The 18,294-nt window shown below is 40.2% G+C and carries 17 protein-coding genes; 8 read left to right on the top strand and 9 right to left on the bottom strand.

What is annotated here, in order from left to right; translation table 11 throughout:
- Positions 1-168: 168 nt before the first annotated feature.
- Together F952_RS03225 and rimI are read left to right on the top strand one after the other, a co-directional pair.
- Entirely contained in the window at positions 169-1,050 is an 882-nt protein-coding gene (locus tag F952_RS03225) for a metal-dependent hydrolase (RefSeq protein ID WP_004922115.1), read from the top strand.
- 152 nt (positions 1,051-1,202) lie between these two features.
- The gene (gene rimI / locus F952_RS03220; protein ID WP_004922113.1) at positions 1,203-1,661 is read left to right on the top strand and encodes a ribosomal protein S18-alanine N-acetyltransferase; all 459 of its coding nucleotides are present in this window, start codon (positions 1,203-1,205) and stop codon (positions 1,659-1,661) included.
- Positions 1,662-1,667: 6 nt separating this feature from the next.
- Here the strand turns inward: rimI and F952_RS03215 are convergent, their stop codons facing one another.
- The 3 genes from F952_RS03215 to trxB form a co-directional block, all read right to left on the bottom strand.
- Complete coding sequence (locus F952_RS03215; protein WP_004922110.1) at positions 1,668-2,483, bottom strand: arginyltransferase; 816 nt, start codon at positions 2,481-2,483, stop codon at positions 1,668-1,670.
- A 24-nt stretch (positions 2,484-2,507) separates the two neighbouring features.
- On the bottom strand, positions 2,508-3,233 hold the full coding sequence (gene aat / locus F952_RS03210; RefSeq protein ID WP_004922107.1) for a leucyl/phenylalanyl-tRNA--protein transferase: 726 nt from the start codon (positions 3,231-3,233) through the stop codon (positions 2,508-2,510).
- A gap of 72 nt (positions 3,234-3,305) precedes the next feature.
- The gene (trxB, locus tag F952_RS03205; protein WP_004922106.1) at positions 3,306-4,253 is read right to left on the bottom strand and encodes a thioredoxin-disulfide reductase; all 948 of its coding nucleotides are present in this window, start codon (positions 4,251-4,253) and stop codon (positions 3,306-3,308) included.
- Between the two features lie 266 nt (positions 4,254-4,519).
- On the opposite strand from trxB, the gene F952_RS03200 reads away from it, so the two are divergent.
- Entirely contained in the window at positions 4,520-7,576 is a 3,057-nt protein-coding gene (locus tag F952_RS03200) for a DNA translocase FtsK (RefSeq protein WP_004922102.1), read from the top strand.
- Positions 7,577-7,622: 46 nt separating this feature from the next.
- On the opposite strand, the gene F952_RS03195 is transcribed toward F952_RS03200, so the two are convergent.
- The 6 genes from F952_RS03195 to F952_RS03170 all read right to left on the bottom strand — a co-directional run bounded on the left by F952_RS03195 (position 7,623) and on the right by F952_RS03170 (position 12,145).
- Positions 7,623-7,910, bottom strand: coding sequence for a PA4642 family protein (locus tag F952_RS03195; protein ID WP_004922099.1), 288 nt, complete (start codon positions 7,908-7,910; stop codon positions 7,623-7,625).
- Positions 7,911-8,155: 245 nt separating this feature from the next.
- The gene (minE, locus tag F952_RS03190) at positions 8,156-8,428 is read right to left on the bottom strand and encodes a cell division topological specificity factor MinE (RefSeq protein ID WP_004922096.1); all 273 of its coding nucleotides are present in this window, start codon (positions 8,426-8,428) and stop codon (positions 8,156-8,158) included.
- A 2-nt stretch (positions 8,429-8,430) separates the two neighbouring features.
- On the bottom strand, positions 8,431-9,243 hold the full coding sequence (gene minD / locus F952_RS03185; protein ID WP_004922093.1) for a septum site-determining protein MinD: 813 nt from the start codon (positions 9,241-9,243) through the stop codon (positions 8,431-8,433).
- Positions 9,244-9,309: 66 nt separating this feature from the next.
- A complete protein-coding gene (gene minC, locus F952_RS03180) occupies positions 9,310-10,032 on the bottom strand; it encodes a septum site-determining protein MinC (RefSeq protein ID WP_004922091.1) in 723 nt (240 codons plus the stop codon).
- Between the two features lie 123 nt (positions 10,033-10,155).
- Positions 10,156-11,202: a hypothetical protein gene (locus tag F952_RS03175; RefSeq protein ID WP_004922088.1), complete on the bottom strand. Its 1,047-nt coding sequence runs from the start codon at positions 11,200-11,202 to the stop codon at positions 10,156-10,158.
- Between the two features lie 16 nt (positions 11,203-11,218).
- Complete coding sequence (locus F952_RS03170; RefSeq protein ID WP_004922085.1) at positions 11,219-12,145, bottom strand: acyltransferase; 927 nt, start codon at positions 12,143-12,145, stop codon at positions 11,219-11,221.
- A gap of 250 nt (positions 12,146-12,395) precedes the next feature.
- Between F952_RS03170 and F952_RS03165 the strand changes: the two genes are divergently transcribed.
- The 5 genes from F952_RS03165 to argB all read left to right on the top strand — a co-directional run bounded on the left by F952_RS03165 (position 12,396) and on the right by argB (position 18,229).
- Positions 12,396-13,049: a YiaD family glycine zipper/OmpA-like lipoprotein gene (locus F952_RS03165; protein WP_004922081.1), complete on the top strand. Its 654-nt coding sequence runs from the start codon at positions 12,396-12,398 to the stop codon at positions 13,047-13,049.
- Positions 13,050-13,174: 125 nt separating this feature from the next.
- The gene (locus F952_RS03160) at positions 13,175-15,214 is read left to right on the top strand and encodes a UvrD-helicase domain-containing protein (RefSeq protein ID WP_004922078.1); all 2,040 of its coding nucleotides are present in this window, start codon (positions 13,175-13,177) and stop codon (positions 15,212-15,214) included.
- Positions 15,215-15,238: 24 nt separating this feature from the next.
- Positions 15,239-15,691: a dUTP diphosphatase gene (dut, locus tag F952_RS03155; protein WP_004922077.1), complete on the top strand. Its 453-nt coding sequence runs from the start codon at positions 15,239-15,241 to the stop codon at positions 15,689-15,691.
- Positions 15,692-15,882: 191 nt separating this feature from the next.
- On the top strand, positions 15,883-17,307 hold the full coding sequence (locus F952_RS03150; protein ID WP_004922074.1) for a phosphomannomutase/phosphoglucomutase: 1,425 nt from the start codon (positions 15,883-15,885) through the stop codon (positions 17,305-17,307).
- A 10-nt stretch (positions 17,308-17,317) separates the two neighbouring features.
- Positions 17,318-18,229, top strand: a complete 912-nt coding sequence (gene argB, locus F952_RS03145; protein ID WP_004922071.1) for an acetylglutamate kinase — start codon at positions 17,318-17,320, stop codon at positions 18,227-18,229.
- The last annotated feature ends 65 nt before the right edge of the window (positions 18,230-18,294 follow it).

The raw sequence follows: 18,294 nt of genomic DNA, 5'->3' as shown, positions 1-18,294 counted from the left end.
TCTCCTTCAAAGAAATGGACTTGTTTAATCTTTTCTATTGTTATGACCCAAACTGATAATTCTGTGTCCTTAACTGCACTTAACTCCTTTCCTTAATTCAGTATCATGACAATCAAGAAAATAAACAATAAATGTTAATGGCGTTAGCGTCATTGAGGAGTAATTGGCATGAATGCTAAGGTAAATATTTCGAATCGTGCAGGTGCAAGCTTTCCTGTTCGTCGTATGAATTTTGACTTTGATGCTGTACCCGAATACTGGATGAATGGTTCAGCTGGATTGACTCATTTCATGACTGCACTGTCTGCATTGTTTCCAGCAGGCGAAAAATTTTTTATTGATAGTGTTCGTGCAGTACGTTATCACCCAGCAATTAAAGACGATGAAGCATTACAAAAAGAAATTAGTGCTTTCATTGGTCAGGAAGCTATGCATACCCAGGAACATGTTAATTTTAATGCATCGGCTCAGAAGTATGGGCATGATGTCCATACACTAGAAAAATTTACTGATAAAGCCATTCAGACATCACTTAAAACCTTTGCAAAAATTGTCAAACCTTTTGGGATGACACAGGAGATGGTTGATCTAACCGCAACAACAGCACTTGAGCATTTTACAGCAACAATAGCATCTCAACTTTTGGTGAATACACATATCCAAGAACTTATGACAGATGAAACCATGTCAACCATGTGGTATTGGCATGCGATTGAGGAAAATGAACATAAAGCAGTCGCTTATGATGTATATGAAGGGGTGTTTGGTAAAGGTGCCAAGGCATATGTTCTACGAACAAGCTCACTTGTCTTTGCAATGACATTAATCTTTTTGATCCAATCATCCTTTGTACTACGGTTATTAAAACAAGATAATAAACTTAATTTGAAAGAATTGTCAGTGATATATACCTATGGCTATAGTCCATCCAAAGGGATTATTTCAGGTATGGCAAAAGAAATGATGGCGTATTTTAAGCCTGGGTTTCATCCAAACCACTTGGATACCATTGATCTTCTTAAAACATGGAAAGCAAAAATCGGTCTATAAAAACAAATTTTTAGCGCAGAGCAGCTAAGCTGCTCTTTTTTTAATAGACGAAGTTTGGTGATACCGTCTATTTAAAAGTCCTTTTTACTCGTTTTTTTATTCGAAGTTTCTATAATAGAGATACCAAAATTTCTAGTAATGCTGAACCTTTTATGATTCGTGATATGCAAGCTGCTGATATTGATATCGTTACTCAAATTGAGGCAATGGTTCAGACACATCCATGGTCAAAACAACAATTTGCAGAATCCTTAAATTCGTATCAAGCGACTGTGATTGAATTGAACAAGCAAGTCGTGGGCTTTTGTATACTACAGCCTGTATTGGACGAAGCAAATCTGCTTCTGATGGCAATTCATCCCAATATGCAGGGAAGAGGTCTTGGTTTTAAGTTACTTGAAGAATCTATCAATCAGCTCAAAAATAATCCTGTGCAAATTTTTTTGGAAGTAAGAGAAAGTAATTTATCTGCGGTTGGACTATATGAAAAAAGCGGTTTCCATCAAATTGATTTAAGACGTCATTATTATCCTAATCCTGATGGTACACGAGAGCATGCAATCATTATGGTCAAAGCATGCAGTGATAACTTTGCAGATCTTTTTAAGTAAAAATAGTTACTTAATAATCATACTATTCCATTCAGATGGCAAAATTGTCATCAGTGATTCACCAAGCTGAGATATTTCTTCTTGAGATAAGGCTCTGTTAAGACGACGCCATTGACCATCAAGCAATAGTTCAAGAGGAATATATTGTGATTTATAATTCATCTTTTGTGAATGTGGAACCCAGTAACCAAGATACAAATAATCCAGATCGATAGATTTTACATATTCAAGCTGTTTGAGAATTGCAAAAACACCTAAAGATCTACGGTTTTCATCAGGATCAAAAAAGGTGTAAACCGCAGATAAACCATCGTCCATTAAATCACATGTTGAAACACAAATCAGACGGTCATCTTTCCACAATTCAAGAAAAAAACTTTCTGTACAACTGTGAACCAGAAATTTTTCAAATTGATCTAGACTCGGTGGGAACATATCACCATCGGCATGACGTTCATTGATATAGCGTTCATATAACTGATAATGAACAGAGGTTGCCGCATGGGTGGGCACAATCGACATACGCAAGTCCTGATTTCGTTTCCATGCTTTTTTTTGCAGGCTATTCATGTTGAAATCATGAACAGGGACGCGACAGGACAAACACTGGCGGCATAAATGACATTCAGGACGATAAACGAAATCTCCACTACGGCGAAATCCGACGCGTGAAAGTTCAGAAAGCGTCACCACGTCAATTCGATGGATAGGGTCAAGAAACACCATACGTGCAGATTTATTATCTAGATAACTGCAATCGTGTGGTGGGGTAATATAATATTGTAAGTCGTTAAGAAGGGACTTTGGTTGGTATGATTTCATTGTGATACAGCCCCCTCATTGTTATCATTCGGTTAGTTTTGCATTTTGGGCAATTCTTTTACTTGAAAATACACGTTCTTGATATCTTTTCCAATTGATAGGGGGCTGAATAATTACATCTTGTAACGATTTTAAGTAGGCTTGTCGAGAAAGTGTACAGGCACCCAGACTAATTAGATGGTCATTGACCAATTGACAGTCCACCCAAGGAACCTGATTTTCCTGTCCAATCAGCATTAGTGTGTAAAATGCAATTTTTGAAGTGTCTGTACGCAAACTAAACATCGATTCGCCGAAACAACCTTTACCAATATTTACCCCATATAAACCGCCAATCAATTGATCGTTTTCCCATACCTCTACACTATAAGCATAACCTGCCTTAAATAACTCCACATACCCTTGTACAATATCTTCTGAAATCCATGTTTCATTGGTGTAGTTACGTGGTAATGCACACGAACGTATTACTTTTTCAAAAGCGCGATTCATGGTGATTTGATAATCGTACTTTTTCATACTACGAATTAAGGTTTTACTGGGTTGATACTGCTCTGGATAGATTACACAACGTGGTTCTGGACTCCACCAACAAATTGGATCACCTTCATTGAACCAAGGAAATAATCCGTGCGTATAAGCTTCGAATAGCGTCGAAGGTTCCAGGTCTGCACCAATACAGATGAGTCCCTGACCTTCTGGATCTGCTTCGGGTGGATCGGGAAAAACATACATCGATGGAAGAATCATGGCAGGGGAGATATAAAAAGATCGGCTTCATTTTAGCCGATCTTTTTTATAGGATGAGAATAAATATTAAATTTAGATGCTATCTAAATAAAAATCTGCGTCCAAAGCTGCCATACAACCTGAACCAGCAGAGGTAATAGCCTGACGATAGATGTTATCGGCCACATCACCCGCAGCAAATACACCCGCTACAGAAGTTGCAGTGGCATTTCCCTTGGTTCCACTTTGTACCTGAATATAACCATCGCGTAATTCAAGTTGGTCTTTAAACATTTCTGTATTTGGTTTATGACCAATAGCCACAAATAAACCTTGTACATCGATGGTTTGAGTTGATTCATCTTGAGTCGATTTTAAACGTACCGAAGTTACACCAGTAGTGTCACCCAATACTTCATCTACTTGATGGTTCCATACGATGCTAATTTTGCCTTCTTTTTCTTTGGCAAAAAGATGATCTTGCAAGATTTTTTCAGAGCGCAAGCTATCACGGCGATGCACCAGTGTGACATGTGAGGCAATATTGGATAAATACAAAGCTTCTTCAACTGCAGTATTACCACCACCGACAACCATGACTTTCTGGTTTTTATAGAAAAAACCATCACAGGTCGCACAAGCACTTACACCTTGACCCATAAAGGCGGCTTCAGATTCTAAACCTAAATATTGTGCAGTCGCACCAGTCGCAATAATGAGCGCGTCACACGTATATTCATCCATATCGCCTTTAAGAACAAAAGGACGGGTTTTTAAGTCGACTTCATTGATGTGATCGTAAACGATCTCTGTACCAAAACGTTCTGCATGTGCTTGCATACGTTCCATCAGAGCAGGCCCAGTTAAACCTTCAGGATCACCAGGCCAGTTGTCGACTTCAGTGGTCGTTGTCAACTGACCACCCAGTTGTAAACCAGCAATCAGGGTTGGCTTGAGATTTGCACGTGCTGCATAAACAGCAGCGCTATAACCTGCAGGACCAGAACCTAAGATAATTAACCGTGAGTGACGAGCGCTCATGAAAGGTATCCTTATTTATATCGAAATTTTTAGAATTATACGTGAAACTGAAGCGGAATGGCTGTGATTTGATGTTGATAATATTGATCAATTAAATCGAATTAGGCTATATAGATGAATCCTGCACCGTGTTAACAACAAGCGTAAACAATCATGCATCATTTTTGTCAGAACAGGTGCATAATAGAAGGATTAATTCGTAGATTTATACACAAATCTAACGAAAGAAAAATGAATTCATTGAAACTGGTTTTACAGGACAGTATATGACTGCGGTGTCGAGTGTTTATGCACAGCGATTATTAATCACATTATTTTTGGTTTCGTTCGGGATTTATCTATTTGTCGCAACTGTGACTTATACGCCTTTCGATCCTGGCTGGATGCATATTTCGAGCGACACCCAAAATGTGTCCAATGCAAGTGGTGTCGCTGGTGCATGGATTGCCGATCTGATGTTTGGCTTTTTAGGTTGGGCAAGTCTGCTGATTCCTATTTTTTTATTTATAGAAGCCATTCAGATCTGGTGGCCTAGAAGCTTTTTAACTCGACCGTTTCGTTATGCTGCGCAATTTTTTATTATTCTTGCGACCTCTACATTATTGTATCTGTACTGGAATGTACCTGCAGACACGCTAGAAAATGCTTCGGGCGGTATTATTGGTTTTGAAGTGGGGCAAAGCCTTTCTGGATTGTTGACGATTTATGGTGCGACATTATTCTTAGTCGCATTTTGGGTTTTGCTAATCACATTGGCTTTTGGTATTCAATGGAATCGTACCTGGGCGACACTGAAAGCTACACCTGCATATTTACAAGATTTATTCTATAAAAATGTCTCTCCTAACGAGTCTGATTATGATTTAACTGAACAGCCAAAGAAAACAGCTTCTACTAGCAAAACGACGGTGGCTAGCGAACAAAATCATCAAGATCAAGTACATGATCAGCATCTTGAACAAACTACTCGTACAGATCAAAAAGCTTTTGATACCACAACGAAAAACTTTGTCAGTGATGAGATGGTAGAAAAACTTTTTGCTGATGTTGTAGCAAAAGAACAATATGCACAACAACAGGTTCAAGCGGTAAACACGTCAATAGAAGATCCAGCATTTGAGCAAACGATTCAAAAAGCACATCAACTTGAAAAAGAAGCCAAACGTTTAGTGCCGACAGGTGAAGTATGGAAAGCACTTCAAACCGATGATTCAACACATAAGCAGGAAATAGATGCTTTACTTAGAGCGGCTGATGACAATGAGCCATCAGTGACGCCAATGACATCGGATGAACTTCTGGCCAATTTAAAAGCCCAACAAGCACAGCAGAACCATACGCAACCGAATAATCATACCGCCAAACTAAATTGGAATGATGATCAGATTTTTGATGAGTTATTGGCAGCGATGCCTAACTCCAAAATAGGAAGCGATATTCATACGCCTTTTGTGGAACATCGTGAAGATACAACACCAGATCATACCGATCATTTGATTCAGCAAGTTGAGCAAACCCTGCAAGCGTCTTCCAATACACTACAACCAAAAAATATGACGAATTTAGACGAAGCTGAAGAGCAGAGTGATTTATTGACTGAAACTGTCGAAGAAAATCCAAGCACTCACTATGCGGGTCAGCCACAGAACCGTAGTTTCACATCAAATGAATTAACTGCAAAAGATCAGGAAAAACTTTCTAAAGAAGAATTTATTGAAGCGTGGCAAGAAACTGCAGGTAAACCTGTAGAAGATGACTTTGATTTTGATGCACCCTTAACAGATGCATCTGGACGACCAATGTCTCGTGCCATGCAGGTTGCACAAAAACGTCGTGATTTGCCAACCTTACCAGGTTTAGAATTACTGGATAAAGTTGATCCAAATAAAAAAGTCAATTTTACGGTTGAGCAGTTAGAGCGGTTATCTGAATTACTTGAGATTAAGTTACAAGAGTTTAATGTTAAGGCGAAAGTTGTAGAAGCACAGCCAGGTCCTGTTGTTACACGTTTTGAACTTGATTTGGCGCCTGGTGTAAAAGCATCCAAAGTCACCAATATTTCGCGTGATCTGGCACGCTCTATGTCGATGGCATCTGTACGCGTAGTCGAGGTAATTCCTGGTAAACCTTATATCGGAATTGAGGTACCTAACAGCTCGCGTGAAATGGTTCGTTTGATCGAACTTCTGGAAACTGCATCTTTTAGAGATCCTGCTGGTTTACTTTCGATGGCAATGGGTAAGGATATTTCTGGTAATCCAGTGATTACTGACTTAGGTAAAGCACCCCATATGCTAGTTGCAGGTACAACGGGTTCAGGTAAATCGGTGGCAGTAAACTCGATGATCCTGTCGATGCTACTCAAGTACACACCCGATCAACTACGTTTGATTTTGATTGATCCTAAACAGCTTGAATTGGCCAACTATAACGATATTCCACATTTGCTTACCCCAGTGGTCACAGACATGAAAGACGCTGTCAGTGCACTCAACTGGTGTGTCAATGAAATGGAGCGTCGCTATAAGCTCATGTCATTTTTAAAGATTCGTAAATTGGCTGATTATAATCGTAAGGTTGAAGAAGCCATTGCTAATGGTGAAGATCTCATTGATCCAACCTGGAAACCAAGTGATTCTGCTACGCAAGAACGTGCGCCACGTTTGCAGCCTTTACCATCAATTGTGATTGTGGCAGATGAATTTGCCGATATGATTATGCAGGTGGGCAAAAAAGCCGAAGAAATGATCACCCGTTTGGCTCAAAAATCACGTGCTGCTGGTATTCATCTATTACTTGCAACACAACGGCCTTCGGTAGATGTAATTACAGGTCTAATTAAAGCCAATATCCCAACCCGTGTAGCTTTGCGTGTTAACTCTAAAATTGATTCACGTACCATTCTGGATGCAGGTGGAGCAGAAGATCTGTTAGGTCATGGTGATATGCTCTTCCTTGGGCCTGGAAAGATTGAGCCTGAGCGTGTGCATGGAGCATTTATCGGTGATGACGAGGTGAACCGTATTTGTGATGCATGGCGTGAGCGTGGTGAACCTAACTATGTCGATGAGATTCTGACACCATTTGATGAGGAGCCTACTTCTCGAGGCTTTGAAGACGGTGGTGAGGGGGCATCAGATCGGGATATGCTTTATGACCAATGTGTGGCATTTGTGTTGGAAACCCGAAAAGCATCGACATCATCCTTGCAGCGCAAGTTTAGCCTTGGCTATAACCGTGCAGCACGTATTATTGACCAGATGGAAGAAAATGGCATAGTGAGTGCCATGGGCGCCAATGGTAAACGAGAAATACTGGTCTAGACCATAATAAAAAACCTGCATCATGCAGGTTTTTTATCAAATGTATTTAAGCAAACTTTGCCAAGACTTCCAAAAATGGTTCACGTTGTCTTGGAAACTCAGCAATCACGTCATGAATACGCTGACCTTCTGGATTTATTGCATTAACATCACGACCATTGGCAACAAATTGAGTGAGTAAACGCTCATAATCGGTTGGGCGCATGTGCTTAAAAGCATGATACAGCACATGAAAGTCTGCATTTATACCTTCAGGAGGAAGTTGGTTGAGGTAGGCAAACACACGCTCATCTGACCATTCTTCGTTGAAAGTTGCTGGCTGTGATAATGCCATAACACGTTCCTCATAAAAATTAAAAGGGTAAAATTTGAGACAGGATATTGAATCTTTTAGACGAAATGAGTTGTGATTCAAGTCCACTCGAAGCATAGCTTCTCGTCTTGCGACTGGGCAAAAAGTACTGATCCAGTCCACTCGAAGCATAGCTTCTCGTCTTGCGACTGGGCAAAGCGTTGCTTTGCTGATCCAGTCTCATATTTTGCCCTAATTTTTAGGTTATTGACTAATCAGTAATGAAATTATCGTTCTTCAGGTAAATTGATATTCATTTCTAACATTTCAATATTCGCCTCAGATCTTACCTGCATCTGGATATGATCTTCATCCACACCGCGTACATAGCGACTAACCACTTGCATGATCTCTTTTTTCATTTGATCAATTTTATCTTGACTCAAACGACGCCCAAGACCTTGCTCAGATGCCACGATAACTTTTAAACGATCTTTGGCTGTTTGGGCGCTCGAAGGCTTTTCATCATTACCGAATATTTTGCTCCAGAATCCTGCCATGCTTATGCTCCAAATAATCGTGCCAACCAGCTTTTCGGTTGAACGGTAATATGTCGATAAGGACGTTCTTCTCCCAAGAAACGCGCAACAAGGTCATCGTAAGCCTGACCTGATTTTGATTCTGTATAAAGAACTACAGGTTTTCCTTCGTTTGAAGCTTGTAATACGCTAGGACATTCTGGAATGACACCTAACGTTGGAATACGCAAAATATCTTTAGAAATATCATCGATTGTTAACATTTCTTGACGATCTGCACGTTCAGGGTTGAAGCGCGTAATACATAAATGTTTACGCACACGTCCTTCATTTTGCTCTACTTTTTTAGTTTTACTATCTAGCATGCCAATAATACGGTCAGAGTCACGTACAGAAGAAATTTCTGGATTCGTCACAATAATCGCTTCATCTGCATGATACATGGCTAAAATAGCACCGCGCTCAATACCCGCAGGTGAGTCACAAATAATATAATCAAATTCTTGAGATAATTCTTCGATTACACGGGCGACGCCTTCGTCGGTCAAGGCATCTTTATCACGTGTTTGTGACGCAGGTAAAATATACAAATTTTCAATGTCTTTATCGCGAATTAAAGCCTGCTGTAAGCGTGCTTCGTTGTTAATCACATTGACAAAATCATAAACAACACGGCGCTCGCATCCCATGATGAGGTCTAGATTACGTAAACCTACGTCAAAATCAATCACAACAGTTTTATGACCACGTAGGGCTAAACCTGTTGCAAAAGATGCACTTGTAGTAGTTTTACCTACACCACCTTTGCCTGATGTTACGACAACAATTTTGGCCACCGAATCCACTCCTATTATGGTCATACACCCGCTTTTTACGGGCTTTTCAGGTGCTTAATTTATACCTTAAAATTCCAACGCCCGAAATTCAAGTTCTTGGTTATCATTTAGATAAATATGTACAGACTTCTTTAATACATCTTTTGGTATGTCTTCTGCAACACAATACGTCCCAGCAATTGAAACAAGTTCAGCTTCCAGTGCATGACAGAAAATACGTGCAGAGGGATTACCACCAGCACCAGCGATAATTCGACCACGAACATTACCATAAATATGAATATTACCTGATGCAATTACTTCAGAACCACTGTTCATGCCAGCATTTAAAATAATATCGCCATGATCCTGCACCAAGCATTGTCCTGTACGCAAAATTTCATCATGGTATGAGGTTTTGTGTGCAATCGCTGTTTTTGTTATGGGTGTTTTTGTTTCAGGAGTTGTATCTGCTGCTTTAGGTGTAGCAATGACGGTAATTTCTTCTTTGGATGCCTTGATACGTTGTAGAGGCTGATCTGCTGGCAACACCGGAAACTGAATCGCTTTTGCTTCGTCACTCAAAATACCGTCAATGACAGCCATAGGTTGTAAGCCAAGACTGATCAGCAATTGAATCAATGCAATTAATTCTTGCTCGACTGTACTATCGAGAATGACGACTGTACCTTGATACGAGCCTTCATTTAAAATAGAAGTAAGTTGTTGTCGGATGGCATCATGATCATTGGTATCGAAGGTTAATCGGGTAAAATTAACCATTCTGCCTGTAATCCGTATATCAGCCATAATTATTCCTTAAGAACTTCTGACGGGTTGTTGGACGTTGAAGTTATATTGAGTAAATAGACCAGATGCTAGAACAAATTAACTGAATTCTCTAGGTAAAAACCTAAAAAAAAGTCGATATGCTTATTCTTTAGCTTGATCTTGTTGTTTTAATATCTCTTGCCACTGTTTAATTTTCACTTGTTTGCGAATTGCTTCGATACTTTCAAAGACAATGGATTCAACCAATTGTTCGAGATGTTGATTATCGATATTTAATTCGCTTACACGCTGCGCAATCAATTGATAATTTGTATTAGGTGCAGTGTCAGAGCCTTGAATAAAGGGATCAATCAGTCCTGAGGTAATATTTTCTCCCAGACGTTGACCGATGCTCTGTATTTGAGATTCTATACGCCCACCAACAATCGGAATCAAACGCAATAACTGGGTGAGCTCTGGTGTATCCTCAATTGCCTGATTGACGATTTCACCTACACGCTGAGACATGATGGGTTGTTGAGCTTTAAGTTCTGTGGCCAGTGTTTCCTGCAAAATTTCGGCAAGCGTTGTCGCAAATAAGCTGCGGTGATGATCAACCAGGTCATGCAAAATCTTTTTATGGGTCGAACTGGTTTGAAGTTCATGTTTGATACCATCAATCACTGTGATCACAACACGGTCGGACAATTCTTCCATAATCACTTGGTAATAAAAACGACCACGCTGTAGCCATGAGGCGGGAATGATTTTATATCCCATCTCGTATAAGCGGTATGCCACAATTCCTGCACGAAATAATCGCAAAAAACGCAAGTGTGGAATAATCGCTAATATTTCATACCAATGAATAAATGGGAAAAAGAACCAACGCTGATGATGTTTGTATACAACTGAAATTGCCCAGCGAACCAAAAGTTCAACAATCAAAAAGCCAATAAACCATGCTTCTGTCGTAATTACCCAAGGATGAAGATGGGTTTTATAAAACTCCAAGACAAAATTTAGGCGGATATGATCAAAGAACCAACTGCCTATGTTGCTCATCAAAAAAAAGTTGGCACATAAGCAGAACAGGTTAAAGATAATAATAAAGACCATAAAAATGTCATAGATCAAAAATAGCTTGAATGACAAGCTATTTGGATCCAGGTGATGATATTTAGTCTGATTTTTTGAACTGTTCTGCATAGTTAAAATGGCTAACTTAAGAGGATGAAACGGCGTATTTGGCTTTCATTTGCCCGATGAGTTGATCTTTTTCAAGCCAGAGTTGATCGACCCAAGCTTGGAAGCGTTTACGATACTCTTCGTCATCTTCGTAATTGCCACCTAAGACCCAGTCAGGAATATCAATTTTACGCAGGTTAACCGCAATTTTTGATACATCTCCTAACCAGAAATCTCCATAACCTGGACTTCCATCTGGATAAACAATAGTCATATCCACCAGAGCATCAATCTTGTCACCCAAAATATTAAGGGCGAGTGCTAAGCCACCCGCTTTAGGTTTAAGTAAATGCTGATAAGGCGAGGCTTGCTGATCATGTTTTTCCTGAGTGAAACGTGTTCCTTCCAGATAATTGAGTAAGGTAAATGGCTGACTTAACAGTTGCTCACAGGCTTTACGTGCCTCAATCATGTCCCGGGTTTTAAGTTCAGGATTTTTTTCAATTTGTGCTTTGGTATGCCGTTTCATCATGGGGAAACCCAGAATTTTAAAGGCTTGTCCTACAAAAGGAATAAAGATCAGTTCCCACTTAGTAAAAAAGCGGGTCAATGGCATACGGGTGAGTCCAAAATATTGATTGACCGTGGTATCTACCCAGCTCTGATGGTTACAGGTCATGAGATAACGACCTTGCATACTTAAATCGAGCTGTTCATCAATACTGATATCCCATTCCAAATGAGGTAAAACATGGTCGATTAACCAGTTATTGACATTTAACCAACTATTGGTGATCTGAATATTTGTTTGATCGACTTTACGAGATTTTTTAAAAAGTTTGGTTAAGCCGAGAGCTAAAACAGGAGGGCCATGTAAAAATGTACTTCCTGTAATCACACTGCCCACAGTCAGTCCGCGTGTAATTTTTTTTAGCGCCGATTGCTTATTCGCTTGCGTAGACATAAAAAAGTCCTGACTATCGAATCTTGAGATGGTATAAGGGTGTCATCAATATAGACGGTGTTTTGCAAATAAAAAAGTCATCTGATCAAACAATGAATAAAATGTGATGAACTGCACAATTGTATAGTCGTTAAATATTACAAAATGTAACTAAAATCGATATTCTTAACAAAAAATCAATGGTCTAAGTTATTTTTTTCTTTCATCATTTTCATCATAGACAACAAAGACACAAACGAGGAGGCATGCAATGCGTGCACTAGTCATTACAACAGTAGTCGGGGCGGCGGTAGCACTTGCAGGTTGCCAAACAACAGGTAACAACTTGGGTGGCGTAGAGTATGATAAAGCCGCTCTAGGTACACTTATTGGTGCAGCAGCGGGTTATGGTATCTCTAAGTCTAGCGCAAACTCTAGCCGTCAAAATAACCGTGCCGCAGCAATTGGTGCGATTCTTGGTGGTGCAAGTGGTTTGTATCTTGACCAGAAAGAGAAAAAATTACGTCAACAAATGGCAGGTACTGGTGTAGAAGTCAACCGTAACCCAGATGGTTCTGTTGGTTTGGTGATGCCAGGTAACATTACGTTTGATACCAACAAATCGAATATCAAACCAAACTTCTATTCTACTTTAAACAAGGTTGCACAAACTTTGGCTGAAGATAATAAGAGCGCGATTTTGGTTACAGGTTATACCGATAATACTGGTAACGATTCAATTAATATTCCACTTTCTCAAGCTCGTGCGCAATCAGTTGCAAACTACTTGAGTGGACAGGGTGTTTCTTCTAGTCGTATCAATGCCCAAGGTTACGGTTCGTCAAATCCAATTGCTTCAAATGCAACAGCACAGGGTCGTGAACAAAACCGTCGTGTTGAGATTAGCATTTACGAACGTCAATAAGCGTCGCGTGAATTTACAAAAACCACCTTCGGGTGGTTTTTTTATGAGTAAAATCCCTTGTTTTCGATTAGTCATCTTGCTGTTAGATGTCTATAATCATGCTCGGATCAATCAGAGGAATACTTATGTCTGCAGCCAGTCATTTAAATGACAAACAACAAGAAGCCATGAAATATACTCAAGGACCGTTGTTAGTGCTTGCAGGAGCAGGTTCAGGCAAAACTTCCGTTATCACGCAAAAAATTGCATATTTAGTCAAGCAATGTCGTATTCCTGCGCATCGTATTACCGCGATGACCTTTACCAACAAAGCTGCACGTGAGATGAAAGAACGTGTAGCTAAGTTACTTTCGCGTGAAGATGCAAAAGGTTTATCTGTTTCAACGTTTCATACCTTTGGTCTGAATTTATTAAGATTAGAGCTTAAACATACACCCCTGAAAAATAATTTTTCAATTTTGGATTCGGATGACTGCAAACGCATCCTGATGGACTTGATGCAACGTGACAATCTTTCAGGTGCAGAAAGCAAAGAATTGATTGCCAAAGCCATGAAAAAGATTTCAGACTGGAAAAATGATCTGATTGTGCCCGAACAAGCACATTCAACATGTGAAACCGTTGAAGACGTTCAGTTTGCACACCTCTATCAACTCTATGAGCGTAATTTGCGTGCCTACAATGCAGTCGATTTTGACGACCTGATTGTATTACCTACACGGCTGCTTCAGGAAAATGCTGAAGTACGTGACAAGTGGCAAAACCGTACTCGTTATTTATTGGTGGATGAATATCAAGACACCAATACAGCACAGTATATTTTAGTTAAGCTCTTGGTTGGGGTGATGGGGCAGTTTACTGCGGTAGGCGATGATGACCAGTCGATTTACGCTTGGCGTGGTGCTAAACCAGAAAACATGGCGCTATTGAAAGAAGATTTTCCAAATTTAAAAGTCATTAAGCTTGAACAGAATTATCGTTCGACCAGTCGAATTTTGAAAGCAGCCAACGCCGTTATTGAAAACAATCCACATATTTTTGATAAAAAGCTGTGGAGTGACAAAGGGCATGGTGAAGTGATTCGGATTATTACCTGTCGTAATGATGATGATGAGTCTGAACGTGTGGTCAAGGATTTGATGACTCATAAGCTGATGAATGGAAAAAACTGGAAGGATTATGCAGTACTGTATCGCGGTAACTTTCAGGCACGAGTTTTAGAAACCCAGCTACGTCAGATGCAGATTCCTTATAAGCTTTCGGGTGGACAATCATTTTTTGCGCGGGCTGAAATCAAAGACGTTATGAGTTATTTGCGTTTGATTATTAACCCAGAAGATGATAGTGCTTTTTTGCGTATTATTAATACGCCTAAACGCGCGATTGGACCTGTGACACTGGAAAAGCTTGGACTATTTTCTCAAGAAAATCATTTATCTTTATTGGCTGCTGCCGCTGACCAGCGTTTGAGTATGGTGATTCCGAAAAAAGCTGCATCTCAATTACATGAATTTGCAGATTTTATTACCACATTTACCCGTGAATTATTAGATGATGACGAGCCTGTGCCTAAGGTGCGTCAGATGATGAATGAAGCGGGCTATATTGATTATATCCGTGAGCAGGCAGCAACCCCTGCGCAAGAAAAAACCAAGCTCGATAATATCGAGAGTTTATTTAGCAGCATCCAAAACCTGTTAAATCGTACCGAAGATGTCGATGAGAAAAATATTGAAAGTGTGATTCGTAAGCTGGTTTTGCTCGATATGCTGGAACAACAGCAGGAAGAAGAAGATACCGATAAGGTCAATCTTTTAACTTTGCATGCAGCTAAAGGTCTAGAGTTTCCATTTGTTTATATTATGGGGCTTGAGGAAGAGTTGTTGCCACACAAAAACTCAATTGCAGCAGATACGATTGAAGAAGAGCGTCGCTTGATGTACGTGGGAATTACCCGTGCGCGTCAAGGCTTGACTCTAACGCTTGCCGAGCAACGTAAAAATGGCGGACAAATGAAACAAATGACACCAAGCCGCTTTCTGGATGAATTGCCTCAAGATGAGCTGGAATGGCTAGGTCGTAAGAAAAAGCTGGCAGGCAATGTTGATCCGAAAGAGCAGGCTCAGCAGTATTTAGCCAATTTAAAAGCGTTATTAAAGAAATAATTGATAAACCAATTAGGAACTGTAATGAAAGTCCAAGTTAAAATTTTAGATCAGCGTTTAGGTCAGGAATGGCCTTTGCCTTCTTATGCCACTACGGGTTCTGCGGGTCTAGACCTTCGTGCTTGTCTGGATGAGGCCATTCAGATTGAACCAGGTCAAACTGTTTTAATCAAAACAGGCATGGCGATTTATATTCATGATACTAACTTTGCTGGTTTGATTTTGCCGCGTTCAGGTTTAGGTCATAAGCATGGTATTGTTTTAGGCAATCTGGTGGGATTAATTGATTCAGATTATCAGGGTGAACTGATGATTTCAGTTTGGAATCGTGGTCAAAACACCTTTACTCTGGAACCAGGTGAGCGTTTAGCGCAGTATGTTCTGGTTCCAGTAATTCAGGCTGAATTTGAGCAGGTTGAAGAATTTGTAGCAACCGATCGTGGTGCGGGTGGCTTTGGTCACACAGGTCAGAAATAAGCCAAATTGTTGAAAATAAATGTCTGTGTTAACAGACATTTATTTATTAGTAATTGAATGTTACAAAAAATTATATTAAAAATGTTTGATTGTGTTTTGCAATATTTCCCTTCCACTTTACCTCAAGCGTTTTCATGTACTTATTTCAATTTTTATTATTTTGCTAATATAGGCATAAGAAGAATTTACTTATGGATATCAAGCAGGCTTTTCCGTTTCAGATTTTTCGTGCATACGATATTCGTGGAAAACTGAATATATTGACACCTGAACGGATCGTTGCAATTGCTCATGGATTGGCATCTCAATATTTGGATGCAGAGCAAACATGTGTCGTTATTGGATATGATGCCCGTTTAACCAGTCCCTCTTATGCACAGTTAATTCAGTCTGTATTTGAGCAACGTGGTCTAACGGTGATCAACATGGGGTGTTGTTCTACGCCCCTAATGTACTTCACGGCACGCCACTACGAAGGAAATGGAGTGATGATCACGGCCAGCCATAACCCAAAATCAGACAATGGCATTAAGTGGCTCATTGATAACGAACCACCATCACCAGAGATGATTCAGCAAGTAGGGTGGTCAGCTTCCCAGATTCGGGTGGATGCGTCAGATTTTCAATCTTGTACTGCAATACCACATCAAATCAAAACCGAGTTTTTTAATGTTTATCAAGATACGATCCTTCAAGATATTCATTTAAACCGATCCTTTAAAGTGGTATTGGATGGTTTACATGGTTCCGCAGGTCAATGTGCAAAAATTTTACTCGAAAAACTCGGATGTGACGTGATTGCACTGCGCTGCGAGGCAAATGGTGAATTTCCAGATCATGCACCTGATCCTTCTCAGGCAAAGCATCTTGAGTCTTTGCGCCAGCAGATCATATTGCAGCGGGCTGACATCGGAATTGCACTTGATGGAGACGGAGACCGTTTGGTGGTGATTGATGAACACACCAACATCATTAGTGCAGATCGGCTCATTTCATTGTTTAGTCATTTATGCTTGCAAACATTACCCGCACGTGAAATTGTATTTGACGTAAAATGTTCAACGATGGTCCGAAATACCGTATTGAACTGTTCTGGCACACCTAAGATGATTCGTACTGGCAGCAGCTTTTTACGCAAGTATCTGGCTCAATCACAAGGACATGCGATTTTTGGTGGCGAATATGCAGGTCATTATGTGTTTAATGACGGGCGTGGTTTTGGTTTTGATGATGGCATTTATGCAGCTTTGCGCTTGCTCGAATATTTAAGCCAATCTCCACAGCAAACCATTTTTCAATTATTACAAGCCTATCCTGAGCGTTGTTCTACTGAAGATCTGTATATTAGTACGCATCATGCGAACCCAGAAGTCGTTTTAAAATATATAGAGCAGTTTGCACAACATATACCTGCACAGTTAAGTAAAATTGATGGTATCCGTCTTGATTTTGAAGACGGTTTTGGCATTATTCGAGCATCCAACACGGGTGAATATTTTACTGTGCGTTTTGATGCGGATACGCCCCAGCGTTTAGCTGAAATCAGACAAATATTTATCGTCATGCTGCAAAAGCAATACCCTAACATTGCACATGATCTTTCACAGGCTTATTAAGGAGAGGCGAATGCCACATCAGCATAAAGGTATCGATAAGGCAAAAATTTTGACTGAAGCTTTACCTTATATTCAACGTTTTTCTGGTAAAACGCTGGTGGTCAAATATGGCGGTAATGCCATGACAGATCCTGAGCTTGAAAGCTCATTTGCCCGTGATATTGTACTGCTTAAGACGGTCGGTCTGAATCCAATTGTGGTTCATGGTGGTGGCCCGCAGGTAGATTCATTACTCAAACGTTTAGGACAAGTTTCTGATCGTATTGATGGAATGCGCGTGACCGATGAAGCGACCATGGAAGTGGTTGAAATGGTTTTGGGTGGTAGCGTAAATAAGTCGATTGTCAATCTGATCAATCAACACGGTGGTCGTGCGATTGGCTTGACGGGTAAAGACGGCAATTTGATTCGTGCACGTAAGCTACTCATGGAAAAACATGATGAACAGGGCGATATCAAGCATATCGATTTGGGCTTGGTAGGTGAAGTCGTGGGCATCAAGACAGATGTACTCGAAATGTTTACCCAAAGTGATTTTATTCCGGTGATTGCGCCGTTAGGCGTTGATGAAAGTGGCAATACCTACAATATCAATGCAGACTTGGTGGCTGGTAAGGTCGCAGAAGCATTAGGGGCAGAAAAACTGATTCTTCTGACCAATATTTCAGGTGTTTTGGACGAAAACAAAAACCTTTTGACAGGGTTGTCCACACAAGAAGTAGACCGTTTGATTGCAACGGGCGTGATTTATGGAGGAATGATTCCGAAAGTTGGATGTGCATTAGATGCCGTAAAAGGCGGTGTAGTAAGTGCACATATTGTGGATGGACGTGTTCCACATGCGACATTACTTGAAATCTTTACCGACCATGGCGTTGGTACCCTCATTACCAATCGTCTGCATGCTAAGTCAGAGCATTAAACGTATATCCGCTACATATATCAAAAAGATCACGGAATGTGATCTTTTTTTTGGCAATAATTATT

The organism is Acinetobacter baylyi DSM 14961 = CIP 107474 (assembly GCF_000368685.1).
GTDB lineage: Bacteria > Pseudomonadota > Gammaproteobacteria > Pseudomonadales > Moraxellaceae > Acinetobacter > Acinetobacter baylyi.
The sequence above is the reverse complement of the archived record's forward strand: the minus strand, read 5'-3'. Positions and strand labels throughout refer to the sequence as shown.